The following is a 26,072-nucleotide window of genomic DNA, read 5'->3' on the forward strand; positions in this document are numbered from 1 at the left end:
CCGATACGCTTTGCGGACCATTCCGGCAAAGTTGCCGCCGGTTAACGCAATCGCCATTCGTGCCGCCGGCTCCGGTGCGAAACCGTCTTCCATTCCCCATGTCCGGTGGATGACCGACCTGACCGTCTGGCACGATGGCGCGTGCCCCTTGTGCCGACGCGAGATCGCATTGATGCGCCGGTTCGACCGGCGCGGCGCGATTCGGTTCGTCGATGCGTCGACGGGCGACGGATCGGCCTGCCCGATCGACCGCACCGAGCTACTGGCACGGTTCCACGTGTGCGAGGACGGGGTGATGCTCGATGGCGCGGCGGCGTTCGCCGCGATGTGGCGTGCGATCCCGCTGCTCCGTCCGATCGGTCTTGCCGCGCGCAACGCGTCGGTCCTTGCCTCGCTGGAATGGCTCTATGCACGGTTTCTTACGATTCGGCCGTTCCTGCAGCGTATCGCCCGGCGAGTAGCGACATGAGACCGCGACCGGATCCGGTCGACCCCGGACGGGAAAGCGTCTGGTCCTATCCAAGGCCGCCGCGCGCCGAACCGACCGACGCGCGTGTCGCGATCGAGCATTGCGGCGTGTTTGTCGCCGATACGCGCGAGAGCATCCGGACGCTGGAGACCAGTCATCCGCCGACCTATTACATTCCGCCCTACGACATAATCCCGGGCGTCCTTCGCCCGGCAGGCGGGGGATCCTTCTGCGAATATAAGGGCCATGCGGTCTATTGGGACGTGGTCGTCGACGGCGTCACGCTGCCCCGGATCGGCTGGAGCTATCCCGACCCGACCCGCGCATTCGCCGCGCTGCGCGACCACGTCGCCTTCTACGCCGGCCCGTTCGACCGGTGTACGGTGGACGGCGAGACGGTCGTGCCGCAGCCGGGCGGGTTTTACGGGGGCTGGATCACCGCCGATCTCGCCGGGCCATTCAAGGGCGTGCCCGGCAGCATGGGATGGTAGCGCAATGACCGACGATCGGAACGACGAGGACGCTCGCAACGGCAAGGAGGGTCGCGCGGTGCCGAGCGGGCGGCTGTCGCGGCTCGGGCAGTTCGGACGGCTGGCGAGCGGCGTCGCCGGTGGAATGCTGGCGGAGGGCGCACGCCGCCTGGCCGATGGCGAACGGCCGCGGATGCGCGATCTGGTGCTGACGCCGGGCAATGTCGGACGGGTCGCCGATCGCCTGTCGCATCTTCGTGGTGCCGCGATGAAGCTCGGGCAGATGATCTCGATGGACGCCGGCGACGTGCTGCCGCCCGAACTGACGGAGATCATGGCACGGCTGCGCGACCGGGCCCACCACATGCCGCCCGCGCAGCTCCAGCAGGTCCTTGCCGAGCAATGGGGCAAGGACTGGCGGACGCGGTTCGCGCGGTTCGATGCCACGCCGATCGCGGCGGCATCGATCGGCCAGGTCCACCGGGCGACGACGCGGGACGGCCGCGTGCTGGCGATCAAGGTCCAATATCCGGGCGTGCGCGAAAGCATCGGTGCCGATGTCGACAATGTCGCGACGTTGCTCCGCGTTTCGGGCCTGCTGCCCCGCGCGCTCGACATCGCGCCTTTGCTTGCCGAGGCGAAGCGGCAGCTTGCGGAAGAGGCCGACTATGTCCGTGAAGGCGAACAGCTGGCCCTGTTCGGTCGGTTACTTGCCGCGGCACCGGATTATGTGGTGCCGACGCTCGATCCGGAGTTCACGACCGAGCGCGTACTGGCGATGAGCTTCGTCGAAGGTCGCCCGATCGAGTCGCTGGTCGAATCGTCGCAAGCGGTGCGGGACGAGGCGGTCCGCGCGCTGATCGCGCTCGTTTTGCGCGAATTGTTCGAATTCGGCGTCATGCAGACCGATCCCAATTTCGCGAATTACCGTTACCAGCCCGACACCGGACGCCTGGTGCTGCTCGATTTCGGTGCGGCGCGGCCGGTCGGCGCGGCGACGTCGGGCGGGTATGAACGCTTATTGCGTGCGGCACTGGCCGGCGATCCGGATGCGGTCCGCGCCGCGGCGGTCGCCGCCGGTTTCCTCGGCGAACAAGCGGTCGTGCGACACCGGGAGCGGGTCGACACGATGATCGGCATCGTGCTCGGCGAACTGAACCGCCCCGGCCCGTTCGACTTCGGCGACCGCGCCTTTGTCGGCGTCCTGCGCGATCAGGGTATGGAAATGGCGGGCGATCAGGCGACATGGCATGTGCCGCCGATCGACATCCTGTTCGTCCAACGCAAGATCAGCGGCACCGCGCTGCTCGCGGCCCGGCTCAAAGCGCGGGTGGATGTTCGGGCGCTGGTGGAGCGACAACTGCAAGGCGCCGATGTTCCGGACAGCGCGATCGGAACGGCGGGCGCGCCGGCGGCGCGTTAGCGCAGGTATTTGCCAACCGTCGCAAGCCCATCCTGATCCATTTTGTTGTCGGTCCATCCCACACGCTATTGGGGACGAGATTACGGAGCCTCTGGCCAAGATCGGGGTGCGTGATGCATCGACGATAACGACGATGGATACTAACTGTGTCGCCCGCCGACGCTTGCGTCGCAACGGCGTTTGGATGATCCTCGACCGTCCGCGAAGGGCACCGGGGGAACGAATGCTGCGCTTTCTGCTATGCGTCGGCGCGATTGCGCTTCCTGCGGTTGCGACGGCCGCGCCGTCCGTGGAAACCGGCGCACCGATCTACGCCAACAGCACCGCGCTCGAAGGGGTCGTGCCGGTCCATGTCGACCGAACGGGCGGTCGTATCCTCGTCACCCTGCCGCCCGCGGCCGCCGACGGGGTTTCGCTGCGGCTGCTCTACGCGACCGCACTTCGGACAGGCCTTGGTGCCGCGCCGACCTTTCTCGATCGGGGGCGGGTCGGCCCGACGCAGATCATCGCCTTTCGTCGGCTGGGCAAGCGAATCGCGATCCAGTTCGAGAACCCTCGCTTTCGCGCGATCGGCGGGGCAAGCAGCGACTTCGCGACGTCCGTCGCCTGGATGGGCGATGTGGCGGCCACGCTTCCCGACGGCAGCATGGTCGTCGACATCGCCGGGTTCCTGACCGCGGACACGCTCGGCATCGCCCGTTCGCTGAGCCAGGAAGGCGATGCGATGGGCACCGGCGACCGTGCACAGGGGGCCGGCAGCGGCTTCACGCTGGACGACAAACGCAGCGCCGCCGATCCGGGATCGGTCAGGCTCTTCCCCGACAATCTGGAGATCGACGCGGTCCAGACCTTCGCCTCGGCGAAGCCCGGCGCGGAGGTCGAGAATATCGCACCCGACCCGCGCGCGGTCAGCTTCACCGTCCACCACAGCTTCGTCCGCCTGCCCGCGCCCGGCTTCGTGCCACGCGCGTTCGATCAGCGGATCGGCGGCTTCGCGACCCAGAGGGTGGAATTCGGCGCGCCGCTCGGCGATGACGTCGTCCGCGACATCGCCAACCGCTTCCGGCTCGAACGGACCGATCCCACCGCGGCGCGCTCGACGGTCAGGAAGCCGATCATCTTCTATGTCGATCGCAACGCGCCGGAACCGGTCCGTACCGCGCTCATCGAAGGCATCGGCTGGTGGTCCAAGGCGTTCGACGCGGCGGGGCTGGTAGACGCTTTCCAGGTCAAGCCTTTGCCCGAAGGTGCCGATCCGCTGGATGTGCGGTACAATATCGTGAACTGGGTCGACCGTGCGACCCGCGGCTGGTCGTACGGACAGGAGATCGTGGATCCGCGTACCGGCGAGATCGTCAAGGGCATGGTCGTCCTCGGCTCGCTTCGCGCGCGCCAGGATATCCAGATCTTCGAAGGGCTGGTCGGCGCAAGCGCGATCGGCACGGGCGGCTCGAACGATCCCGTCCGGGTCGCGCTCGCCCGGCTGCGGCAACTCGGCGCGCACGAGGTCGGCCATGCGCTCGGCTTCGCGCATAACTTCGCGGCCAGTACGCAGGACCGCGCATCGGTGATGGACTACCCTGCCCCGCGGATCGGGCTGAAGGACGGCAAGCCCGATCTGTCGGATGCCTACGGCGTCGGCGTCGGTGTGTGGGACATGGCGACGGTCGACTGGCTGTACGGCGCGCCGAACGACGCCGCAGCCAGCGCGAAGGCCGCCGACGTGGTCGCAAAGGGTATGCGCTTTGTCGAGGACGACAATGCGCGGGCTCCGGACACCGCACAGCCATGGGGCGCGTTGTGGGATGACGGTGCGGACCCGATCGCCGAACTCGACCGGCTGATGCGCGTGCGGCGTGCCGCGATCGATCGGTTCGGCCCGGCGATGCTCGCCCCCGGCGAACCCGCGGCAGACCTGCGCCGGCGGTTCGTGCCGATCTGGCTGCTGCATCGTTACCAGCTCGCCGCCGCGGCCAAATCGATCGGTGGCGTCGACTTCGCTTACGCGGTCGCGGGTAGTCCGAACGCGGTATCGCCGCCCGTGTCGCCCGAGCGTCAGCGCGCCGCCTTGACCGCCGTGCTGGCGACGATCACACCGCAGGCACTTGCCGTGCCGAATGCCCTGCTGCCGCTATTGTCGTCGGCGCGCAACGGCAGCACAAACCGGCAATTCGATATCGAACTCTTCCGGTCTGCGGGCGGCCCGGTATTCGATCCGCTGGTCGCCGCCGACGTCGCGGTCGAACTCGCGATCAACACGCTGCTCGCGCCCAAGCGGCTGCAGCGGCTCGCGATCCAGCATGCCGCGGACGCCAGGGCGCTTGGCGCGCAGGAAATGCTCGACCGGCTGACCGCGGCGGCCGTCGCCACGACCGGAGACGCGCTGTCCCGGCGGATCGCCTACCGGACGATCGTGATCATGGCGCAGACGGCGCGGCGCGCCGATACCGATCCCGACACTGCCGCGTTGCTCGATGCCCAGGTCCGTTCGATCGCCGAAACGCTGGCAAAGCATGTGCAGGATCCGGACGGCCGTGCCTGGGCGTCGAGCCTCTCGCGCCAGTTGCTCGATCCGCTCGCGCGCGAGCGGTTGCTGGCGGACCGGCCGCGGACCGCGGAGATTCCCCCGGGCGACCCGATCGGCGGAGAGGCGGACTGGATGGGCGACCTGGAGTGAGCATTGGAGATGCTGCCCGATCGGGACCGCGCAAGCGGTTGCTGTCGCAGCGGCAGATCGTGGCGATCGCGTCGGGCAACGCGCTCGAGTTCTACGATTTCGTCGTCTACGCGATCTTCGCCGCGCAGATCGGGCGGACGTTCTTCCCGTCGGACGTGCCGGGGGTCAGCCTCCTCGCCTCGCTCGCGACCTTCGGCGTCGGTTTCGTCACTCGTCCGCTCGGTGCGCTCGTCATCGGGCGATGGGCGGACCGGATCGGGCGCAAGCCGGCGATGCTGGTATCGTTCGCGCTGATCGGAATATCGGTCGGCGGTCTCGCGCTGACGCCCGGCTATTCGACGATCGGTGCCGCGGCCCCGCTGCTGGCGATCGTCTTCCGCCTGTTGCAGGGCTTCGCGCTCGGCGGCGAGGTCGGACCGAGCACCGCGCTTCTGCTCGAAAGCGCACCCGCACATCGCCACGGCCTGTACGTGTCGTTCCAGGCGATGAGCGCGGACGGCGCGGTGCTGGCCGCCGGTGGCATCGGCATGGCATTGTCGAGCCGGCTGGATGCCGATGCGCTCGACCGCTGGGGCTGGCGCGTCGCGCTGCTGGTCGGCGTGGCGATCGTGCCGTTCGGGCTCGCCATCCGCCGGACGATAACCGAGACGCTGGAACTGAACGACGTCCCCACCGCCACGACCAGTCCGGCGACGCGGCGGATCGTGGCGCTCGGTCTCACGATGCTGGCCGCCGCCACCATCGCCAATTACGTGCTGATCTATCTAGGCACTTACGCCAGGACGACGCTCGGCATCGCGCAGACCTCGGCCTTCGCCTCCACGATGCTCGTCGGCCTGGGCGGCGTGCTGTGCGATCCGCTGAGCGGTTGGCTGTCCGATCGCTATGGCCGGCGACCGGTGATGATCGTGCCGGCGGTCCTGCTTCTGCTGGTCGTGCTGCCCGCATTCCGGGCGATCGTGCATTATCCGACGCCGGGGATGCTCTATGCGGTCAGTACGATCCTCGCCTGCATGCTCGACCTGTCGACCGGCACCATCCTGGTCGCGGTCGCGGAGGCATTGCCGCAGCGACAGCGGGCGGGTGGCTTCGCGCTGATCTACGCGTTCGCGATATCGGTGTTCGGCGGATCGACGCAGTTCGTCCTGGCATGGTCGATCCGCGCGACCGGCAACCCGCTGACGCCGGCATTCTACATGATCGCGGCGCTGGCAGCCGGTATCGGCGCGATGATCGCGATCCGCGAGACGGCACCGCGGCGGGCGGATGCCGCAAAAGCCTCAGGCGCGGCTTGACTGGATGTAGCGGGTGACATTGGCGGCGAGAACGTCGAGCGGTACGTTGCCCCCCTCGACCACCGCCTGGTTGAAATCCCGCAAGTCGAACCGCGCGGCCAGCGCCGCCTTCGCCCGGTCGCGCTGCGCGACGATCTCCGTCTGTCCGACCTTGTAGCCGCACGCCTGCCCCGGCCATGCGCAGTACCGGTCGACCTCGCTCGCGGCATTGGTGCGGGGAAGCCCGGTCGCGGCGACGAATTCGGTCAAGGCCCGCTCGCGCGACCAGCCCATCGCATGGATGCCGGTATCGACCACCAGCCGAACCGCACGCCACGACAGCCCCATCAGATAGCCGAGCTTCCCGGCGGGGTCGTCGGCATACATGCCCAGTTCGTCGGCCAGCTCCTCGGCATAGAGCGCCCAGCCTTCCGAATAGGCGTTGAATGCCAAGATCGAGCGGATCAGCGGCAGCTGCTGCGCATATTCGCCTTGCCAGACATGTCCCGGGATCCCTTCGTGGAAGACCAGGTCCGGAATCGTGACCTTGTTGTGGATCGACGGATCGCCGAGGTTCACCCAGATCTTGCCGGGCACCGACCCGTCGAGCGATCCGGGGCCGCCATAAGCGGCGGGGGCACCGGGCTCCTCGGCAAGCGGGAGGCGCCTGATTTCGAGATTGCCCTTCACCAATCGGCGAAAGGCATGCGGCAGGCGCGGGCGGATCGCGGCGATCTTGGCCTGCATATAGGCGACGATCTGCCGCCGCCCTTCGTCGTCGTTCGCGAACCCGATGTCGGGCCGGCGCTGCAGCGCGATCGCACGCTCCGCGACCGTGCCTTCAGTCAGCCCGAAGCCCTTGAGGACAACGTCCATCCGCGCTTGCAGATCGACGAGCTGGGCGATCCCCATCGCGTGCAGATCGGCCGGCGTCCGCCGCGTCGTCGTGCTGGCGCGCAAGCCCCATGCATACCATTCGGCACCATGGGGTCGCGATCCCAGACCGGCGACGTCGTTCGCCACCGCCCGCTGCGCGCGGATTTCCACCAGCTGGCGTTCCAGCGCCGGGATTACGACTTCGCGAACGATACGTTCGGCGCGCGCGACCCAGTCACCGGGGATCGCCCGGGTCTTGCGCGCCAGCGGACCGATCAGCGGTCCGTCGCTGCGCGCGGCCTCGGCCAGCGTCCGAGTCATCCCGGCGATGGTCTTGTCCAGCAGGAAAGCCGGCGGCACGAGCCCCAGCGCCCGCGCACGCCGGACCCGCGCCGTCTCGCCATCCAGCTGCGCGCCCATCGCCGACAGGCGTGCGAGATAGGCCTCGGCATCGGCCGCATCATGGACCGGCTGTTCGCCGTCGAGCAACTGTGCGACGTCGAGCCACGCCCCGACATTCTGCACGACGCCATAAGGTGTATTGCGCCAGTTCCCGATGGTGGCGACGCCATATGGCAACGCCATGCCGTCGAGCGCGGTACGAAACGCGGTCTCGGTGACGGCGAGCGAAGTCAGCGTGGACGGATCGAGCCCGCCGCGCGGCACCCGCGCCAGTTCCGTCAGGGCGGTCGACAGAAACCGTCGGCGCGCCGCCACGCCGGCATCCGAACGATCGGCAAGCCGGCTTCGCAGCGCGGCACGGGGTCCCGTATCCACGCCGAGCCGCGTCGCCTCGGTCGGTTCCAGTTCCAGCAATTGCCAGGCGAGCCGATCGAGCAGCGCCGCAGCCGGCGACGACGGTATCCCGGCGCGGAGGGGCGCGCCGACGAGCGCGGTCGCGGTAACGATCCCCTTCAAGGTATCGCGGCGGGTCAGCATCCAAAAATCCATCGACCATTGGTGGCGGATGACGCCGCACCGGTCAAATCGAACGATGGCGAGCGGTCAGGCGGGCGCTAGCTGCTGCCCGTCGACCCCCTCCCCCGTGCGCTCCGCTGGTTCGAGCATTCTGCACGCAGTGCGCCGTGCTCGCCAAGTGCGACCGCGGTTGTCCATCGCGGGTTCAACATCGTCCTCGACACCCTGTAGGCCGCAGTTGCGATGGTGGCGGGTACCGATCAGCGGTCTCGGGGTCGAAGCCGCTGCCACTTGCGGCTACCTTGCAGTAACGGCATCTCTTTTCGGACCGGAGGCCCTTCTTGAACCCCTTTCTTGAGCGAATCGAGCGGACCGTGTTTCAGCAGGTCGTCAACGGGGCCCTGCTCGCGACCGGGTTCGAAGACGTTATCGACCCGTCGACCGCGGCTGCCTTCCAGCGTAGCCCGGTGGCCACAGCGGACGAACTCGACAGCGCGGTGGCGGCGGCGCGAGCGGCGCAACCGGGTTGGGCGGCGCTGGACTGGAATTCGCGCGCGGAGCACCTGACGCAGCTGGCCGACGCGATCGACCGCGAGATCGGATGGATCGCCGCGCTGCAATCGATGGAGCAGGGGATGCCCTATTCGCAGTCGCTTGCCTTCACCCAATATATGGCGGCCCGCGTACGCTTGCTTGCGACGTTTCGCGTTCCGGATCGGGTGCTGGTCGATGACGACACGCGCCGCGTCGTCGAGTGCTGGCATCCGCTTGGCGTGGTCGCCGCGATCGCACCGTGGAACGGGCCTCTCATGCTGGGCATGGTCAAGGTCGCCTCCGCGCTGATCGGCGGCAATACGATCGTCCTCAAGCCGTCGGAACTGACGCCGCTGAGCACGCTCGAAATCGCGCGGCTGGGCATTGGAATCCTGCCCGACGGCGTGTTCAACGCCGTTGCTGGCGGCCGCCTGGTCGGGGCTGCAATGGTCGCGCACAGCGGCTTCGACAAGATATCCTTCACCGGATCAACCGCGACGGGAATTGCGATCGCCAAGCAGTCCGCGGCATTTCTACGTCCAATGACTCTCGAACTGGGCGGCAACGATGCTGCCATACTGCTCCCTGACGGATCGATCGACGATCTGGTGGCGGCGGCGGCGCAGACCGGCTTTAGCAACTGTGGACAATTTTGTGCGGCGATAAAGCGTATCTACGCGCCCGCCGCCCTGGTCGAAGAGGTCGGTGCGAAGCTCGCCGCGGTAGCCGACGGCTTCGTGATCGGCAGCGCGTTCGAGCCGGGCGTCACGCTGGGGCCGATCCAAAACAAGGCGCAGTACGACAAGGTCCGCGCGATCGTGGCAGACTCGCTGGTCGCGGGCGGCCGGGTGCTGAGTGGCGGCACGCCGCTCGATCGCCCGGGCTATTTCTTTCCGCCGACCGTCATCGCCGATCTCACCGACGGCGCGAGGCTGGTCGACGAGGAGCAGTTCGGCCCGGTCATCCCGGTCGTTGGCTACGACGCCGTTCAGGACGTGGTCGATCGCGTCAATGCCGGGCCCTATGGACTGACCGCCTCGATCTGGACCACCGACCTGGCGCGCGGCGAGGCGATCGCAGCCCAGCTCGCCGTGGGTTCGGCGGCGATCAACCGCCACGCCGCGTTCGATCCCCAAATTCCGTTCCCGCTGATCAAGCAGTCGGGCATGGGGGTGGATTACGCCGACCATGGCATCAAAGGCGCGATGCGGATGCAAGCCGTCACGACGATCAAGCCGCAGCGGGCCTGACGGCGTTGCAGCGGCCTGCCAGCGTTTCAAGGGAATCCGCGACGATGAAACTGTCACCCACGCTCCTACCGCTGATCGTCGCGCTCGGCATTTGCGGCGCGGGCGTCGCTCAAGCCCAGTCCTTTGCCGAGCAAACGCCGCCGCCGCCGCCCGATTATGCGCTCGCATCCTCCTGGGCGGCGGGTCCGTTCGGACCAGGCGCGAGCGCGGTCGTGCCGAAGGGTGCCACCCCCGCGTCGCGCGATCCTGCGGTGGACGTCTTCTATGTCTACCCGACGACGTTTCGCAGCACGACCGTGTGGAACCAGGACCTGGCGGACGCGACGACCGACGCCTGGACGGACGTGAGCGTCATCGCGCGGCAGGCGAGCATTTTCAATGCATGTTGCCGCGTGTTCGCACCACGCTATCGCCAAGCGTCGTTCCGTAATGTCGGCGGCGAGCGCGACAAGGCGCTCGACCTCGCATATCAGGACGTCGCACGGGCATTCGATCACTATCTGACGACGCAGAACCGCGGCCGCCCCTTCATCCTCGCCGGGCACAGCCAGGGCGCATGGATGATCGCGCGATTGCTCGAGGAGAAGATCGACGGCACACCGCTGCAGGACAAGTTGGTTGCCGCCTACATCGTCGGTATCAACCTCGCCGAGGGTGATTTCGGCCGACGCTTCAAGCACGTGCTACCATGCGCGACGCCCGACCAGACGGGGTGCGCAGTGCAGTGGAATTCGGTCCTCGCAAGCGCCGATCTCACGAAGATCGCCGCCCAGTATCAAGCACCTTACGTGGCGAAACGTGGCGACGATCCCGGTAAGGTGACATTGTGTGTCAACCCGCTGACGTTCGACCGGTCGAAGCCCGCGGCCACAACTGCGCAGGCGCAGGGCGCGGTGCCGGGTGATCCGGGCGAGGGCCCGCTGCGCCCGTTGCTGATCCATGCCGTCGCGGCACATTGTGCCCAGGGACTGCTGATCGTGGATCCGAGCCCGGCTCTCGCGCTCAAGCCGATCCCGGGCGGCGCAGTGATGCACTATCATGATCTCGGCTTATTCTACGCCGATGTCCGGGCGAACGCCGCCCGGCGCGTGAAGTCGTATCTCAGGACGCTTGGCACCCGGACAAAGCGCTAGACCTCCAGGCAGGTGAAGAACGGGCCCCCGTGACGGAATTTGCTCGAGAGCAGCCTATATCAGGCCCATATCGTCGGCTCGCTGCCGAGCGTCGGGTTCGCGACGAAACTGTTCGCAGGCCGGGGAATGCCGAGATTCTCGCGGAGCGTCGCACCCTCATAGTCCGTACGGAACAGCCCGCGTTTTTGCAGGATCGGCACGACCTGATCGACAAAGTCCTCCAGCGCGCCCGGCAGATAGTTGGGCGAAAGCGCGAAACCGTCGGCGCCGCCCGCACGAAACCAGGTCTCGCACATGTCGGCGATCTGCTCGGGCGTGCCCGTCTGCGAGTAGCTCGCGCGGCTCACCGACACGCGTTGCGCGAGTTTTTCGATCGTGAGGTCCTCGTCGCGCGCCATCTTGATGATTTGCTGCTGCACCCACTGCCCCCCATTGGTCAGCGGAATCTCGGGGAGCGCGTCGCCCGGTGCATATCCCGACAGGTCGAATCCGAGTTGGAACGAGAGCGTGCGCAGAGCGAGCGCCGATGGAATCAGGCCGAGCAGCTCTTCATCGAGCGCGCGGCACTCCGCCTCGGTGCTGCGGACCATGAGCTGCATCGACGGGATGACGAGCATATGGTCGGGATCGCGGCCGAACCCGACCGCGCGTTCCTTCAAATCGGCATAAAAGATCTTTGCCGCATCGAGCGAACTTGCCGCGGTAAAGATCAGGTCGGCGGTCCGTGCCGACAACGCCCGCCCCGGGCCCGACCCGCCGGCCTGGACGATGACCGGATGGCCCTGCGGTGGTCGACCGATGTTGAGCGGGCCCGCGACCGTGAAATGTTTCCCGCGATGGTTGAGCTGGTGGAGCTTTCGCCAGTCGATATATCGCGCATTCGCCCGATCGCGGATATGCGCGTCGTCCTCGAACGAATCCCACAGCGCTTTCACGATATCGACGAACTCTTCCGCCCGCTCGTACCGATCCTCATGGTCCATCAGCTCGTCGCGACCGAAGTTTTTGGCTTCGTTGCCGCCTGCCGACGTGACGACGTTCCAGCCGGCGCGTCCCCCCGAGATATGATCGATCGAGGCGAAGCGCCGCGCGATCGAATAAGGCTCGTTATAGGTGGTCGAGACGGTCGCGATCAGGCCGATGTCGCGGGTTACGGCGGCCAGCGCGGCGAGCAGGGTGGTGGGCTCGAGCTTGCCGGCATAGTCGGTCGCGGTGAAGGCGTCGCGTCCGGAGATGCTCGGAAACGCCTGCGAATCACCGGAGAAATAACAATGCAACTTGCCGCGCTCGGCGGTCTGCGCGAGCCTGGCATAGCTTTGGAAGTCGTGCTGATCGACCGGCGCAGCACCCGGATAGCGCCAGCCGCCGGGATGCGCGCCGCTGTTGTGAATGAAGGTGGCGAGGATCATCTTGCGATCAGACATGGTCGGGCTCCGGTGGCGGCGCGGCGAGGATACCCCGGTACGCGAAGAAGAAGCTCGCGGACGCCGCAATGAAGCACGGCGCGCCGACGATGAGGAAGGCGGTGCCGATCCTTTCGGGGTCGGCGAGAAGAACTTGGGTCACATAGGCGACCGCGAACGGACCGCCCGCGCCCGCAGGCAACGCGATCAGGACGCTGAGCAAACCGATCGAGAAGCCGCGCATGTCGTTTGGGATGAGGTCCTGTACCGACGCGTTCATCGCCACGTTGAGCATCGGCGTGGCGAGCGCGACGGTCGCGAGCGCGATCAGCGCGACCGTCGCGCTCGGAGCGAAACCCGCAAAGGCACATGGCAATGCAATAATCGGCAGCGCGATCATGATCGCAAGCTTGCCGCCACGCCGCCTTCCGATCGGGGAGTCGGCGAGTAGGCCGCCCGCGATATATCCGATCGCGCCGCCGATCAGCAGGATCAGTCCCATCATATTGGCGAATTGCGGCAGCGTCAGGTGGTAAGTCCGTATGACGAAGGGTGCCGTCCAGGCGCTAATGCCGATGAACCCCGTATAGAACAGGCCGAACCCGAGAAACATCGGCCCGATCACCGCGCTTTGCGACCAAAGATAGCGCAGTTTTTCTCCAAGGGTCGCGCTGCGCCCACGCGATAGCGACATCCCGAGACGGGCAGGCTCACGCACGGTCAGGAAGAGGATGCCGACGATCGGACCCATCATGCCGCAGATCAGGAAAGCGCTGCGCCAGGGGGCCACCGCCCCGAAACCGGGAATCATGAGGTGCAAATCGGAGGCTATGATCCAGCCCGGAATGACGGACGAGAGCGCCGTGCCGACCGTCGCGCCGATAAGATAGGTGCCGAGTGCGCGACCACGCTGGTGCGGTGGGAACATGTCGGCAATCAGCGAAAAGGACGCCGGGGTGATCGCGGCTTCGCCCAGACCGACCATCGCCCGAAATATGAAGAACCATTGAAAGCTGGGGGCAAGGCCGCCCGCGGCAGTGGACAGGCTCCACAGGATTATTGCGCCGGCTATCAGGGTGCGCCGGACCTTGCGGTCGACAAGATTACCGAACCACACGCCCAGGATTGCGCCGAACATCGTGTACGCGAGACCGAGCAGCAGGCTCATCTGCACGTCGCTGATCGCCAGATCGTGTTTGATCGGTTCTGCCAGCACGCCGACGATCGCCTTGTCGATGCTGTAGATGGCGGCTGCCAGAAACAGCAGCAGCATGGGCCACCAGCTCTTACGGAAGCCCGGGAAATGTGCATCCGCACGGGGAGACGGGGCGGAATCCGGTAGACTCATGGCGCGACCGGAAATGGTTGTGCGACCCGCGCCTTCTCACCGTTCCGCGCTTGCATCCCTGCAGCCGGCCTTCTGCCACCGGGCCGAACACCGGCGGCAGACAAGCCGTCCGGCATCATCGTCACGCCGGTGCGCCGGACATTGCGCACCACCCATCGCGCATTGGTGCCGCAGCTCGAACATGGACCGCGGCCCCTGACGATCAGCATCAATCTTTGCATGCAGCCATCGCGTATCGCCCCTACATGCGCGCCGCCGTACCCTTGGTCGGGTCCGGTTCGCTCCCGGCCGGCAATCGTCGGCCGCATCGAGGTGTAATAGGGGAAGGCGTATGTCGGGAATACGCAATGCGGTATGGTGCTTGAAATGTATCACGCCATACGCGACTGCGAGCACGCTGACGGTATCTGCGGGCAACTACGCGCCAGGCTGCGGCGGTGCGGCGCATCGCAGCTGGATGAAATATCGGGACATGCCTTTGCCGATCAGGCGACCGTCGTAAACAAGGTCGCCATCGTACCGCCATGATCGCGGACAGCTCGCAGCCGCCGCGCCGCGGCGAGGGCAAGCAGCGCCGACAGGCACAGCGTAGCGATCCCGACGATCGCCATCGACCAACCGACTGCATTCGCGTCGCGGAACACGCGCTCCGTCATCGTCGCTACGGCGATCGGTCCAATCGAGGCACCGATCATCGTCATGACGAACGCGTAGAGTGCGATCGACAGGCCGCGCATGCGGGGCGGGGTGATTTCAGCGACCACCGAAAGCATCGTGGTACCATAGATCGCGCTGGCGAACATGATCTCGCCCAGCAGGATCACTGCGCCGCTTCCATCTGGCGCAAGCACTGCCAGCGTCGAGGGAATCGCCAGCAGCGCAAGCAACGCCGCGAGCTTGACCTTGCCCGCCGATCCGCCGCGGCGTGCGACGCGATCGACCAGCACGCTGGCGACCAGGGCACCCGCCACCGCCCATAGTACCAAGCTGCTGCCGATACTTTTGCCCGCCGCGCCGATCGTGAAGCCGAAGCTACGGGACAGCAGCACTGCGCCCCAACCCGTGGCGATCGAATTCCCTGCGGCGAAGGCGGCGAGCGCCCCATAGAGCGGCAGGAAAATCCCTTTGTGATGCACGAGGAAATGCAGGTTTTCGCGGAAACGGATTTTGTCGGTCGCATTGCCGCCATCACCGCTGCGCGGCGGCTCGCGCAGCAACAAGAGCAGGCCCGCGATCGCGAACCCGAAACCGCCAACCAGCACGAACGCGATGCGCCACGGTGCCAGCGTGGCCAGAAGCGGAATATCGCTGAAGGCTCCCCGTGGCGCGACCTGCAGGATCAGGCCGCTGACCAGAGCGCCGATGCCATAGGCGATCATGCTCCCGAACACATAGATCGCCATTGGCCGTCCCCGCCCGGCCGGGGGAAAGAGATCGCTGATGATCGTCACCGCGCACGGCCCGAGCACAGCCTCACCCACGCCGACGAGCAAGCGGGAGACGAACATTTGCCCGAAATTCTGCGCCAGACCGCCGCCGATGGTCGCGAAACTCCACACGATAATTCCACACACCAACAGCCGCCGCCGATTGGTCATGTCGGCGGCCACGCCGAGCGGTAGCCCGACGGTCACGTAGAACACCGAAAAAGCAAACCCCTGCAGCAGCGCGATCTGCAAATCGCTGATGCCGAGATCGGCCCGCACGGGATCGACCACCAGCGCAAGAATCCCACGATCGATCGTCGATACGATCTGCGCAGCGCACAAGATCACGACGGCGAACCAGGCCATCGCCCCCGAGGAGCGCGGACCGGCGTCGCGCGTGTCGAGCGGATCGATCGGTAGCGTCATGCACATCTCCGCATGGGTTATAGGATGGCAGGTCTTGGCACCAACGGCGCACGCGCTAGGGATGCACTGCTACGGCAACCGGCCGTGCGCCATACCGGCACCGTCGGGTTCGACGGCAAACCCTCATCGCGCGGGATGCGGCCATGAAACTCCTCGCTTTTCTCCTTCAGACCGGTGGCCACATGGCGGGCTGGCGGCACCCGCGCGCCGCGACCGGGGCTTTGACCGACATCGACTATTTCACGGGCCTCGCGCAGGTGGCCGAACGCGGGCTGTTCGATGCGGTTTTCCTCGCCGACTATGTCGGTTACCACCCGGTCAAAAGCGCGGATCTCTTTGCGGGGATCGAGTCGCCGAAGCTCGATCCGGCGCTGCTGCTTGCGGTAATGGGATCCGCGACAACCCGGGTCGGGCTGATCGGGACCGCCTCGACCACCTATAACGAGCCGTACGATCTCGCGCGCCGCATGGCGACGCTCGACCATGTCAGCCGCGGTCGTGCCGGTTGGAACATCGTGACCTCGACGATGGAGAATGAGGCGCACAATTATGGGCGCGAGGCGCATTTGGCGCATGGTGACCGGTACGCCCGCGCCGCAGAATTCGTCGATGTCGTGCAGCGACTGTGGGACTGCTGGGAAGACGGCGCCGTAGTCGGCGACAAGGCGGCCGGTCGTTATACCGATCCGTCGCGGATACACGCGCTCGCTCACAAGGGAGCCTATTTCAGGGTCGCAGGCCCATCGACCGTGCCGCGCCCGCCGCAGGGGCATCCGGTGCTGGTGCAGGCTGGCGCTTCGGATACCGGCAAGCGCTTTGCCGCAAGCTTTGCCGAGGTCGTCTTCACCTCGCATCCCACGCGGCAATCGGCGATTGCCTTTCGCAGCGAGATGCATGCGCTGCTCGCCGAATGCGGTCGCACCCCGGAAAGCCTCAAGATCATGACCGCGATCACCCCGATCATCGGTGCGACGCACGCGGCCGCGGAAGCGCTGCAGCGCGAACTTGACGAGATGATCCCGCCTGCGATCGCGATCAGCAAGCTGCAAGAGTATCTCGCCGGGTTTGATCTTTCCGCTTTCGCTCCGGACGCGGCCTTCCCGACGCTGCCCGCAGAGATGATGCAGGGGCAAAATTCAACGCGCGACCGCGTCGTCGCCATGGCGAGGCGCGAAGATCTGACCATTACGCAGGTCGCGCAGCGCGTCGCGGCGGGCCGCACCAGCCGGACCGCCGTCGGCACCGCAGCCGACATCGCGGACGAACTCCAGGATTGGTACACGCACGGCGCGGCCGATGGCTTCGTCATCTCGCCGCCATTCCTGCCGGGCGGGCTCGACGATTTCGTCGACCAGGTCGTGCCGGTGCTGCAGGCGCGCGGCGTGTTTCGAACCCGTTATGAAGGCAGGACGTTGCGGGAAAACCTTGGGCTGGCGCGGCCAGCCAATCGGTTCGACACGGATCCGTCGCTGCGCGCAAAACCCGAGATCTGGTAGAGCGGCGCGCACCATCACCCGGCGCGATAGCTGTCGATGATCTGGTCGCCCCGCGCGAACCAGGTTCCGCCCCGCCCCGCCAGCGCGGCGAGCAACGCCTCGAACGCGTCCATCCGGTACGGCAGGCCGATGATGTATGGCGTGAGGTGCAGCGGCAGCAGCCGCCCGCCGCCTTGCGCCGCGGCTTCCCTGGTCAGCCAGTCATGCGCGTCAAGGATCTGCTCGGCGTAGCTGTCGACAGATTGCTGCTGCACGGTGAGGATCTGGCGGTCCGACAGTTCATGGTTGAGCGGGACGTTGACCACGCCGTTGGCGAACGCCCAGGGTGCCTCGTCATTGGCCCAGTCGACGCAATAGTCGACGCCCAATTCCTTGAGCAGCGGCACGGTGTTGAAGCTCTGCGAGCGCGCGATCGAATGCCAGCCGCGCGGGCGCGTGCCCGCAACCTTTTCCAGCGTGTCGAGCGATTGCGCGATCAGCGCGCGCTCCTCGTCGATCGGCAGCCCGCCGGCGATCGTGCCGTTCATATCGGTCGAGTGCGCGATGATCTCGTGCCCCGCCGAAACGATGTCGCGGATGATGGAGGGATAGCGCTCGGCGATCGCGCTGTTCGCCGCGACCGAGACGCTCACCCCCGCCTTCGCGAAGGCGTCGAGCAGCCGGTAGAAGCCGACCCGCGTGCCGTATTCGCGCGCGGTGTAGTGGCGGTAGTCGGGATACGCCGTCTGCATGTGTCCGGGCGCGCGAAACGGCTTGTCCGACGGCATGATCGGGAACCACTCGAGACTGACGACGATCCACGTCGCCACCGTCTTGCCGTTTGGCCAAGCGATCGGCGTGCGCTTCGGCAACGTCTCGTACGGATAGAGATCGTGATCATAACCCAAGCGGCGCTTGGCATATTGGAGATACGTCGGATCGAGGCTCATGCGATCTGCCCACGGTAGGCGTCGGCGATATCGCCGGCACGGGTGATCCAGGCGCGACCATCAGCCGCAATGTGGCGCAACACCTCCTCGAACGCGCCGATCCGGTGCGGCTGGCCGATGAGATAGGCGTGGAGCGGGATGCACATCACCGTGCCGCCCGCGCCCGTCACCGTCTCCGCCTCGTCGGCGAGCCGCTCGAATTGGCGGATGAGCGTTTTCGCATATTTGCGTGGGCTCATATTGTAGACGAAGAAGCCGTAATGGTCGTTGACCTCGAGGCTGTACGGCATCGAGATCAGGTCGCCGCGCTTGGTCTTGACCGGCATCGGCTGGTCGTCGTGATACAGGTCGCAGGTATACTCCAAGCCGTATTCGGCGATCAGGTCGAGCGTGCGCGGCGTGTGCGTCAGCGCCGGCGCGAGCCAGCCACGGATCGTCTGCCCGGTCGCGTCGCGCACGGTGCGGATCGAATCCTCGATGATCGCGCGCTCCTGCGCCTCGTCCATCCCGTAGGAATAGCGCGTGTTGTAGATGCCGTGGCTGAAGAACTCCCAGCCGCGCGCCGCGCCGTCGGCGACGACCTCGGGGTGATGCTGGCAGAGCGCCACCGACAGTGAGACCGAGCCGGGGAAGCCGTGCTTGCTCATCACCTCGGCCATCCGCCAATGGCCGACGCGATTGGCGTGGTCGCGGTGCGCATAGCCCACCACGTCGGGGTGCGGCTTCGCCCAGCTCTTGCGGTGCGGGTTGGCGGGCGGGTCGATCTCGTAATATTCGAGGTTGGGCGACACCCACACCGCGACCTTCTTGTCGCCGGGCCACACCAACGGCTTGCGACCGCGATAGGGGGCGAAGTCGTACAGCTCGGGGTCGGGGGCACCTTCGTGCATCAGCGTGCCTCCAGCCAGTCGATCACCGTCTGGACCGGCTCGACATCGGCATATTTCAGCTGGAGATCGGTCAGGTTGGCGAAGTGATAACTCTCGTGCTTGTCGGCGCAGGTCTCGATCGGGACGATCGTGCGATAGCCCCGGCTGAGCGAATCGACCGCCGCGGCGCGGACGCAGCCGGAGGTGGAACCGCCGGTGATCACGACCGTGTCGACCTTGTGCCAGACGAGCAGGCTCTGCAGCGGCGTCTCGAAGAAGGGCGATGGCATGCGCTTGGTGTAGACCGCGTCCCTGGGATGGATTTCGCAGCGGTCGTCGAAGGCGTGGCGGCGCGAATCGTATTTGATGTTCTGCAAGCTGTCGGGCGTGTCGGTGCGCGTGCCCCACACGCCAGCGTCGCTGGCGTCGTCCATATACGCGACGTGGGTCCAGATCACCGGCATGCCCCTGGCGCGGGCCAGCGCCGAGATGGTGTTGGCATATTCGATCTGGCGCGGGTCGGCCTCGTACGCGGTCTTGAACTCGTCGATCCGTGTGTAGGCGTTCTGGAAATCGATGTTCACGACCGCGAGCTTCTCGCCGAAGCCGAACTTGCTGCGCGCCGGGTTGGCCATCACTTCTTCGAACAGCTCGCGTGCGGTCTTGTCCGAACGCACCATCTTCGTACCAATCGTCATGCTGCGTCTTTCCATCCAAGCGGGAGGCCGGCGTCTGGCAGGAAGCCGTAGAGCGGTTCGCCCGGCAAAGCCTCGGCGAGGATCGACCGCACCGCGACCAGTGCGCCGAGATCGATGCCGGTCTCCAGCCCCATCGCGGCGAGCATGAAGCACAGATCCTCGGTGACGATATTGCCCGAGGCACCCGGTGCGAACGGACAACCGCCCAGACCGCCCAGCGACGCATCGAGCGTCGTCAGCCCGCATTCGAGCGCAGCCAGCGCATTGGCGAGCCCGAGCCCGCGCGTATTATGGAGATGAATGCCGCTCAGCGCGGCGTCGCCTGCCGCACCCTTGACCAGCTTGATCAACCGCTTGACCGCGGCCGGGTCGGCGAAGCCGGTGGTGTCGGACAGGCCGACCTCGTCGCAGCCCGCCGCCATCAGCGACTCGGCAAGGCGGGCGACTTGCGAGTCAGGGATCCTGCCTTCGAGCGTGCAGCCGAACACGGTCGAGAGCGAACCCTCGAAATGCGGTCGATCGCCCTGGGGCAGCCCCTTGATCATCTCCGCGATCGTTTTCGCCTCGGCCAGCACTTGCGGGTGGGTCCGACGCAGATTGGCGAGGCTATGCGTTTCACTCACCGACAGCGGCAAGGTGATCTTGTGCGCGCCGGCCTTTATCGCAGCCTCGCCGCCAATCGCGTTGGGCACCAGCACCGCAACAGTCAGCCCCGGTATGGTTCGCGCATGCGCGACGATCTCGGCGGTGTCCGCGAGCTGCGGCAGAAGCTTGACCGGGACGAAGCTGCCGACCTCGATCTCACGTACTCCGGCTGCGGCTTCGGCCGTGATCCACGCCTTCTTGGCGTCGGTCGGCATGATCCGCGTGACGCTTTGCAGCCCGTCGCGCGGACCGACCTCGCTCACCAGGATCTCGACTTCAGCCACCGGTGTTCCATTCTGCGAACATTTGTACTATCTCTATATCAAATGCTCCATGCTGTCATTAGGGAGATGGGGGCGTAGAGAGATTTGGTCGATGTCAGATTTGGACACACTGCCCCTCGCGGACCTCAAGGTCGTCGAGTTCACGCATATGGTAATGGGCCCGTCAACCGGACTGATCCTGGGTGACATGGGAGCGGAGGTGATCCGCATCGAGCCGATCGGGGGCGACCGGACGCGGAGGCTGCTGGGCTCGGGCGCTGGCTATTACCCGATGTACAACCGCAACAAGCAGAGCGCGTGTCTCGACCTCAAATCTTCGGATGGAGTGGCGGCGGCGCGGCTGCTGGCAAGCGATGCCGACATCGTCATCGAAAATTTCCGCCCCGGCACGCTTGACCGGCTTGGTCTAGGTTATGAGGCGCTGGCCGAGGACAATCCGCGGCTCATCTATTGCTCGGCCAAAGGTTTCCTCGCCGGCCCGTATGAGAATCGCGCCGCGCTCGACGAAGTCGCTCAGATGATGGGTGGACTCGCCTACATGACCGGACCGCCGGGGCGGCCGTTGCGCGCCGGTGCCTCGGTGATCGACGTGACGGGCGGAATGTTCGGCGTGATCGGCATCATGGGCCTGCTCGAACGCCGCCACCGCACCGGGAAGGGCGGGCGCGTCAAATGCTCGCTGTTCGAGACGACGGCGTTCCTTGTCGGCCAGCATATGGCGCAGAAAGCGGTGACGGGTCAGGCTGCGGCACCCATGCCCGCCCGCATCTCGGCCTGGGCCATCTATGACGTGTTTACCACCGCCGGGGATGGCCAGATTTTCATTGGCGTGGTCAGCGACCAGCAATGGGTCGCCTTCTGCGCGGCGTTCGGGCTCGACGCTTTCGCCGCCGACGAAAGCCTCGCGCTCAACAATGACCGCGTGCTGGCGCGTGAGCGCATCCTACCGACCTTGCGCGCGCTATTCGTTCATATGAACCTGGCCGAACTGCTCTCCAAATGCGAAGCGATCGGGCTACCGGTTGCGCCGATCGCGCGACCGCAGGACCTGTTCGAGGATCCGCACCTCAACGCAGCAGGCGGTCTGGTCGACATGACGCTGGCCGATGGCACGCCGACACGGCTGCCGGCTCTGCCGGTCGAAATCGACGGGCGGCGATTCGGCGTGCGGCGTCATCTCGGCGCACCAGGCGCGGATACGCGAGCGCTGCTGCTGGCGGCGGGAATGACGGGCGATGCAGTCGACGCACTCTTCGCCGGCGGTTCGGTCGCCTGATGCGACAGATGCGAAAGATCCAGTCGAACGTGGAAGCGGTCCGAACGGTAATGCGCGAACGTCAACAGCATCGGCGCACCGCTCTTGTCGTATACGGTGCGCTGGATCCGCAGCAGTGCCGAACGCGGCTCGATCTCCAGCGCATCGGCCATCGGGGCGTCGGCGATCATCGCACCGATGGTCTGTTCGGCGGTTTCGGCACCGTGCCCGGCGAGCGCGAGCAGCTCGAGCATCGGCCGCTCCTCCAGTGCCTCGCGCGTGACGATCGGCGCGAAGTGCGCCGGCATGTAGCTCAGCACATAGCCCAACGGGATGCCGTCGAGCGCGCGAACGCGCACCGCGCGCAGGACAGATGTTCCGGCCGGCAGTGCCAACGTATCGGTGACGGCGAGCGGGGCAGCCCCCAGTCCCACTTCGACGACGCGCACCTGGGTAGCGCGGCCGAGCTTGAGCAGCGAATCGAGCGCAGTGTCGATGTTCGCCTCGATCGATTTGATCGGCGAGTTGAAGGTTACGGTGGTGCCGACGCGACGCTTGCGTTCGACGAAGTTCTGCGCCGCGAGTTCATCGAGCACGCGCCGTGCCGTGATGCGCGATACGCCGAACAGCGCGGACAGTTCCTGCTCGGTCGGCAGCAGCGTGCCGTGCGCGCGTGCGCCACTGACGATCTCGTCGCGCAGTTGCAGGAAGATTTGGTGGTAGAGCGGCATCGCCGCATCGCGATCGACCAAGGCCGCCCCTCTCGCTGTTCCGACCTTCCCTATAGGGATCGGACCTGATGCTCAACGACCCCGCCCGAAGCACCACGCTCTTCGAGAAGCTTTGGGACGCGCATCAGGTCATGCCGATCGCCGGTGGCGGACTGATCCTGATCGATCGCGTGCTGCTGCACGAACGCACCGGCGGCATCGCGCTGCAGACGCTCGCCGAAGCGGGGCGCACGGTGGCGGCACCGGATCAGGTGTTCGCAACGATGGACCATGTCGTCGATACACTTCCCGGTCGCGCCGATGTCACGATGATGCCGACCGGCACCGACTTCATCCGCGCGACGCGGGTGCAAGCGCTCGCGGCCGGGATCACGCTGTTCGACATCGGAGATCCGGGACAAGGGATCGTCCATGTGATCAGCCCGGAACAGGCGATCGTATTGCCGGGCGTGACCTTGGTCTGCCCCGACAGCCATACCTGCACGCAAGGCGCGATCGGGGCGCTCGCCTGGGGCATTGGCTCGACCGAGGCGGAGCATGCGCTGGCGACGCGGACCCTCCGCGTGCTCAAACCCAAGACAATGCGCATCACGGTGTCGGGCAGGCTTGGTCGAGGCGTAACCGCCAAAGATCTCGCGCTCCATATCCTCGCATCATATGGCGCGTCGGGCGGGAAGGGCTGCATCGTCGAATATGCCGGGCAGGCGGTCGAGGCGCTTGATGTCGAGGCGCGCATAACCTTGTGCAATATGGCGACCGAGTTTTCCGCCTTCAGCGCGATCATAGCGCCCGACGAAAAGATATTCGCCTATCTGAAAGGGCGGCTCTACGCACCCAAGGGCGCAGCATGGCATGCAGCGATCGCATACTGGCGTACGCTGCGCAGCGATCCCGACGCGGCCTTCGACATCGAGCTGGCGGTCGACGCCGGCTCCGTCGCGCCTTCGATCAGCTGGGGAACGAGCCCGCAGGATGCGATCGCGATCGACGGCATCGTGCCCGCCGATGCGGCAGCGCGCCCGCTCGATTACATGGGCGTGGCAGCGGGCGCAAAGGTGCTCGGCCTGCCGATCGATGCCGCGTTCATCGGCTCGTGCACCAACGCCCGCCTGTCCGATCTGCGCCGCGCCGCCGCGATCCTCGACGGTCGCCATGTCGCGCCCGGTGTGCGCGCGATCTGTGTCCCGGGCTCGACCGCGGTCAAGCACGCCGCCGAGGCCGAGGGGCTCGACCAGATCTTTCTCGCCGCCGGTTTCGAGTGGCGCGAATCGGGCTGTTCGATGTGCTTCTTCGCGGGGGGCGAGAGCTTCGGCGCGCGCGAACGCGTCGTCACCTCGACCAATCGCAACTTCGAGAGCCGTCAGGGGCCCGGGACGCGCTCGCACCTTGCCAGCCCGGAGACGGTTGCGGCGAGCGCGATCGCCGGCCGCATCGCCGACCCCCGCACGCCGGAACGCTGACCATGCGCCCGTTCACCGTGCTCACCGCGGTCGCCGCGCCGCTGTTGCGCGACAACATCGACACCGATGCGATCATCCCGTCGCGCGAGATGACGTCCGTGTCGAAGACCGGGCTCGCCGACGGCCTGTTCGCCGGCTGGCGCTATCTCGGCAGCGCGACCGGCGGCCGCGATCCCGATCCGGGCTTCGTGCTCAACCAGGCCGCCTATGCCGGCACGCAGATCCTGCTCGCCGGCACCAATTTCGGATGCGGGTCGAGCCGCGAGCACGCCGCCTGGGCGTTGGCGGAATACGGCATCCGCGCGATCGTCGCGCCGTCGTTCAATCCGATCTTCTACGGCAATTGCATTCGCAACGGCATCGTACCGGCGGTGCTCGCGGCGGACCGGATCGCCAGGCTCGCGTCCGCCGTCGCGCCCGATCCGCAACGGCTGCGAATCACGATCGACCTTTCGGCGCAGGCCATCGTCGGGCCGGACGGCGGGACCGACGCTTTCCCGATCGCCGAGGAAGCGAGAGAAATGTTGCTCGGAGGGCTCGATGCCATCGACCTCACGCTCAAACGCAGCGACGACATCGCCCGCTTCATCGCCCGTGATCGCACGGTCCGGAACTGGGTCTATCCCACGGCCTGATCGGCGGGCGGGTGATCCTGCCGACGCGGATGGAGACTGGGAGTCCGAACGCCCGCGGAAGGCTAATGCACCCTTTTACGACTGTCCGAACGCGCCGAACAGATTGTCGGGGCGGGCGTGCGCCGGAACGGCGGCGAGCGCGAGCGCAGGCGCGGCGGTGCGCAGCTTCACGCCGCGCTACCCGATACGACCAGCCATTGCGACAATCCGCTGCCGCGCCGCGGCCTGGCGTGGAAGGCCGATGAGCCGTCCGCCTGGGGAATGTCCTGATAGCCCATTTGCACCTCCGTCAGTCCGGCCGCCTCTGCCAGGCCAACCAGGTCACCGTCCACCACGCCCGCGATATTGGGCTCGGCGTTGTAATATTCTTCCCATAGCCACATGAATTGCTGATAATCATCGCCTTCGGCCGCCTGGAACGGAATTTCCAGATGCGCCGCCACGCCGCCGGGTCGCAGCAACCGCCGACTTTCGCGAATGATATTGGCAGTCGCCTCGGGCGAGGTCTCGTGTAGCACGATCTGCGACACGACGAGATCGAAGCTCGCGTCGGCGAAACCAGTCCGCTCGGCATCGGCTTGGACGAAGTGGACCGCGATGCCGAGGCCCTCCGCACGGAGGTGGGCGTAACGCAACAATGCCGCGCCGACGTCGATGCCGACGGTCTCGGCGTCCGGAAAGGCTGAAGCAAGCGGCAAGGTATTGTGGCCGACATTGCAGCCCATATCGAGAATGCGTGAAGGCGCGAAGCCCGGAAAGCGCGTCGCCAGATGCGCGATCAGCGTGCGCCCGCGCGTATCGTTGAGCAGGCCACCGGCGGCGTTGCTCATGCCGAGCTGATAGATCGCGCCTCCGACATCGTAGAGGGCGCCGGCATGGAGGTCGTCGCGATCGGTATCGGTCGCGTAGCCGCCGGGCATGCGGTGGACATCGGTGTCGACCAGATAGCGTGGCGCGGCAAGACCGGGATCGAGCGCCACCGTCCCCCTCGCCTGGTTCGACATCGACTTGTAACGCGTCGCGAGCCGTTCGCCGCTGCCCTGGACGGCCCGGCCGGTATAGTGCCACATCAAGTCCTGCGACGCGCGCATCAAACTGGACCAGCCCATAAAATAGGGATGTTGCTCCATCCGTTGCCGGAGCGCCGCCCGCCGATCGTCCGGGGCTTCGGGCGTCGGGAGGGCGGCGACATCGGCGCGATACGCCGCGGCGTTGCCTGTAGTGAGACCGTGCAATTCCTTCTTGAACGCAGCGACGAAGCGCAGCCGCGACATCGCTTCGCCATCGATATCGGGACTTTCAGGATGGAATCGCATCATCGTCGCCATGCGCTTGAGGAGTGGGTCAGCCGACACGGAAAGCCTCCGTGTCGGACGATGTCGGGTTCGACATGACAAATTTTAGGGACCCTGCGGCAGGGCGTACAGGCTCGATACAGGTGC

Annotated in this window: 21 protein-coding genes; 11 read left to right on the forward strand and 10 right to left on the reverse strand. The window is 66.4% G+C overall.

The window, feature by feature from the left end; translation table 11 throughout:
- Positions 1-109 precede the first annotated feature (109 nt).
- The 5 genes from HUU99_RS03895 to HUU99_RS03915 all read left to right on the forward strand — a co-directional run bounded on the left by HUU99_RS03895 (position 110) and on the right by HUU99_RS03915 (position 6,334).
- Positions 110-469 carry a thiol-disulfide oxidoreductase DCC family protein gene (locus HUU99_RS03895; protein WP_174285274.1) on the forward strand — a complete coding sequence of 120 codons (360 nt, stop codon included), beginning with the start codon at positions 110-112 and terminating at the stop codon, positions 467-469.
- A complete protein-coding gene (locus tag HUU99_RS03900; protein ID WP_174285275.1) occupies positions 466-960 on the forward strand; it encodes a DUF427 domain-containing protein in 495 nt (164 codons plus the stop codon). Before HUU99_RS03895 ends, HUU99_RS03900 begins: the two co-directional genes overlap by 4 nt.
- Before the next feature lie 4 nt (positions 961-964).
- A complete protein-coding gene (locus HUU99_RS03905; RefSeq protein ID WP_174285276.1) occupies positions 965-2,362 on the forward strand; it encodes an ABC1 kinase family protein in 1,398 nt (465 codons plus the stop codon).
- A gap of 223 nt (positions 2,363-2,585) precedes the next feature.
- Positions 2,586-5,039: a zinc-dependent metalloprotease gene (locus tag HUU99_RS03910; RefSeq protein ID WP_174285277.1), complete on the forward strand. Its 2,454-nt coding sequence runs from the start codon at positions 2,586-2,588 to the stop codon at positions 5,037-5,039.
- Positions 5,036-6,334, forward strand: coding sequence for an MFS transporter (locus tag HUU99_RS03915; RefSeq protein ID WP_174285278.1), 1,299 nt, complete (start codon positions 5,036-5,038; stop codon positions 6,332-6,334). The genes HUU99_RS03910 and HUU99_RS03915 overlap by 4 nt, the downstream gene beginning before the upstream one ends.
- On the opposite strand, the gene HUU99_RS03920 is transcribed toward HUU99_RS03915, so the two are convergent.
- A complete protein-coding gene (locus tag HUU99_RS03920; protein ID WP_254602907.1) occupies positions 6,320-8,128 on the reverse strand; it encodes a DUF885 domain-containing protein in 1,809 nt (602 codons plus the stop codon). The two genes, HUU99_RS03915 and HUU99_RS03920, sit on opposite strands and share 15 nt — an antisense overlap.
- Positions 8,129-8,481: 353 nt before the next feature.
- Here HUU99_RS03920 and HUU99_RS03925 point away from each other — a divergent pair, with 353 nt between their 5' ends.
- Positions 8,482-9,891, forward strand: coding sequence for an aldehyde dehydrogenase family protein (locus tag HUU99_RS03925; RefSeq protein ID WP_217430758.1), 1,410 nt, complete (start codon positions 8,482-8,484; stop codon positions 9,889-9,891).
- Between the two features lie 44 nt (positions 9,892-9,935).
- Complete coding sequence (locus HUU99_RS03930) at positions 9,936-11,024, forward strand: DUF3089 domain-containing protein (RefSeq protein ID WP_174285280.1); 1,089 nt, start codon at positions 9,936-9,938, stop codon at positions 11,022-11,024.
- Positions 11,025-11,083: 59 nt separating this feature from the next.
- Here the strand turns inward: HUU99_RS03930 and HUU99_RS03935 are convergent, their stop codons facing one another.
- The 3 genes from HUU99_RS03935 to HUU99_RS03945 all read right to left on the reverse strand — a co-directional run bounded on the left by HUU99_RS03935 (position 11,084) and on the right by HUU99_RS03945 (position 15,628).
- Positions 11,084-12,448: an LLM class flavin-dependent oxidoreductase gene (locus HUU99_RS03935; RefSeq protein WP_174285281.1), complete on the reverse strand. Its 1,365-nt coding sequence runs from the start codon at positions 12,446-12,448 to the stop codon at positions 11,084-11,086.
- A complete protein-coding gene (locus tag HUU99_RS03940; RefSeq protein WP_174285282.1) occupies positions 12,441-13,700 on the reverse strand; it encodes an MFS transporter in 1,260 nt (419 codons plus the stop codon). Before HUU99_RS03940 ends, HUU99_RS03935 begins: the two co-directional genes overlap by 8 nt.
- Positions 13,701-14,260: 560 nt before the next feature.
- Complete coding sequence (locus HUU99_RS03945; protein ID WP_174285283.1) at positions 14,261-15,628, reverse strand: MFS transporter; 1,368 nt, start codon at positions 15,626-15,628, stop codon at positions 14,261-14,263.
- A gap of 143 nt (positions 15,629-15,771) precedes the next feature.
- On the opposite strand from HUU99_RS03945, the gene HUU99_RS03950 reads away from it, so the two are divergent.
- Positions 15,772-17,124 carry an LLM class flavin-dependent oxidoreductase gene (locus HUU99_RS03950; RefSeq protein ID WP_174285284.1) on the forward strand — a complete coding sequence of 451 codons (1,353 nt, stop codon included), beginning with the start codon at positions 15,772-15,774 and terminating at the stop codon, positions 17,122-17,124.
- A gap of 14 nt (positions 17,125-17,138) precedes the next feature.
- Here the strand turns inward: HUU99_RS03950 and HUU99_RS03955 are convergent, their stop codons facing one another.
- From HUU99_RS03955 to HUU99_RS03970, 4 genes are read right to left on the reverse strand one after another with little or no spacing between them, the layout of a single operon-like run.
- Entirely contained in the window at positions 17,139-18,053 is a 915-nt protein-coding gene (locus HUU99_RS03955; protein ID WP_174285285.1) for a polysaccharide deacetylase family protein, read from the reverse strand.
- Complete coding sequence (locus HUU99_RS03960; protein ID WP_174285286.1) at positions 18,050-18,943, reverse strand: polysaccharide deacetylase family protein; 894 nt, start codon at positions 18,941-18,943, stop codon at positions 18,050-18,052. The genes HUU99_RS03955 and HUU99_RS03960 overlap by 4 nt, the downstream gene beginning before the upstream one ends.
- A complete protein-coding gene (locus HUU99_RS03965; protein WP_174285287.1) occupies positions 18,943-19,620 on the reverse strand; it encodes an isochorismatase family protein in 678 nt (225 codons plus the stop codon). The genes HUU99_RS03960 and HUU99_RS03965 overlap by 1 nt, the downstream gene beginning before the upstream one ends.
- Positions 19,617-20,549, reverse strand: coding sequence for a hydroxymethylglutaryl-CoA lyase (locus HUU99_RS03970; RefSeq protein WP_174285288.1), 933 nt, complete (start codon positions 20,547-20,549; stop codon positions 19,617-19,619). The genes HUU99_RS03965 and HUU99_RS03970 overlap by 4 nt, the downstream gene beginning before the upstream one ends.
- A gap of 91 nt (positions 20,550-20,640) precedes the next feature.
- Here HUU99_RS03970 and HUU99_RS03975 point away from each other — a divergent pair, with 91 nt between their 5' ends.
- Positions 20,641-21,825 carry a CaiB/BaiF CoA transferase family protein gene (locus HUU99_RS03975; protein WP_174285289.1) on the forward strand — a complete coding sequence of 395 codons (1,185 nt, stop codon included), beginning with the start codon at positions 20,641-20,643 and terminating at the stop codon, positions 21,823-21,825.
- Here the strand turns inward: HUU99_RS03975 and HUU99_RS03980 are convergent.
- Entirely contained in the window at positions 21,723-22,556 is an 834-nt protein-coding gene (locus tag HUU99_RS03980) for a GntR family transcriptional regulator (RefSeq protein WP_254602908.1), read from the reverse strand. The two genes, HUU99_RS03975 and HUU99_RS03980, sit on opposite strands and share 103 nt — an antisense overlap.
- 47 nt (positions 22,557-22,603) lie before the next feature.
- Here HUU99_RS03980 and HUU99_RS03985 point away from each other — a divergent pair, with 47 nt between their 5' ends.
- Positions 22,604-23,995 (forward strand): 3-isopropylmalate dehydratase large subunit, encoded by a 1,392-nt coding sequence (locus tag HUU99_RS03985; RefSeq protein WP_174285290.1) that lies wholly within the window; start codon positions 22,604-22,606, stop codon positions 23,993-23,995.
- Positions 23,996-23,997: 2 nt separating this feature from the next.
- A complete protein-coding gene (leuD, locus tag HUU99_RS03990) occupies positions 23,998-24,630 on the forward strand; it encodes a 3-isopropylmalate dehydratase small subunit (protein ID WP_174285291.1) in 633 nt (210 codons plus the stop codon).
- 167 nt (positions 24,631-24,797) lie between these two features.
- On the opposite strand, the gene HUU99_RS03995 is transcribed toward leuD, so the two are convergent.
- Positions 24,798-25,946, reverse strand: coding sequence for a class I SAM-dependent methyltransferase (locus tag HUU99_RS03995; protein WP_174285292.1), 1,149 nt, complete (start codon positions 25,944-25,946; stop codon positions 24,798-24,800).
- Positions 25,947-26,072: the final 126 nt, after the last annotated feature.

This window comes from Sphingomonas bacterium (assembly GCF_903642285.1).
Taxonomy (GTDB): domain Bacteria; phylum Pseudomonadota; class Alphaproteobacteria; order Sphingomonadales; family Sphingomonadaceae; genus Sphingomonas.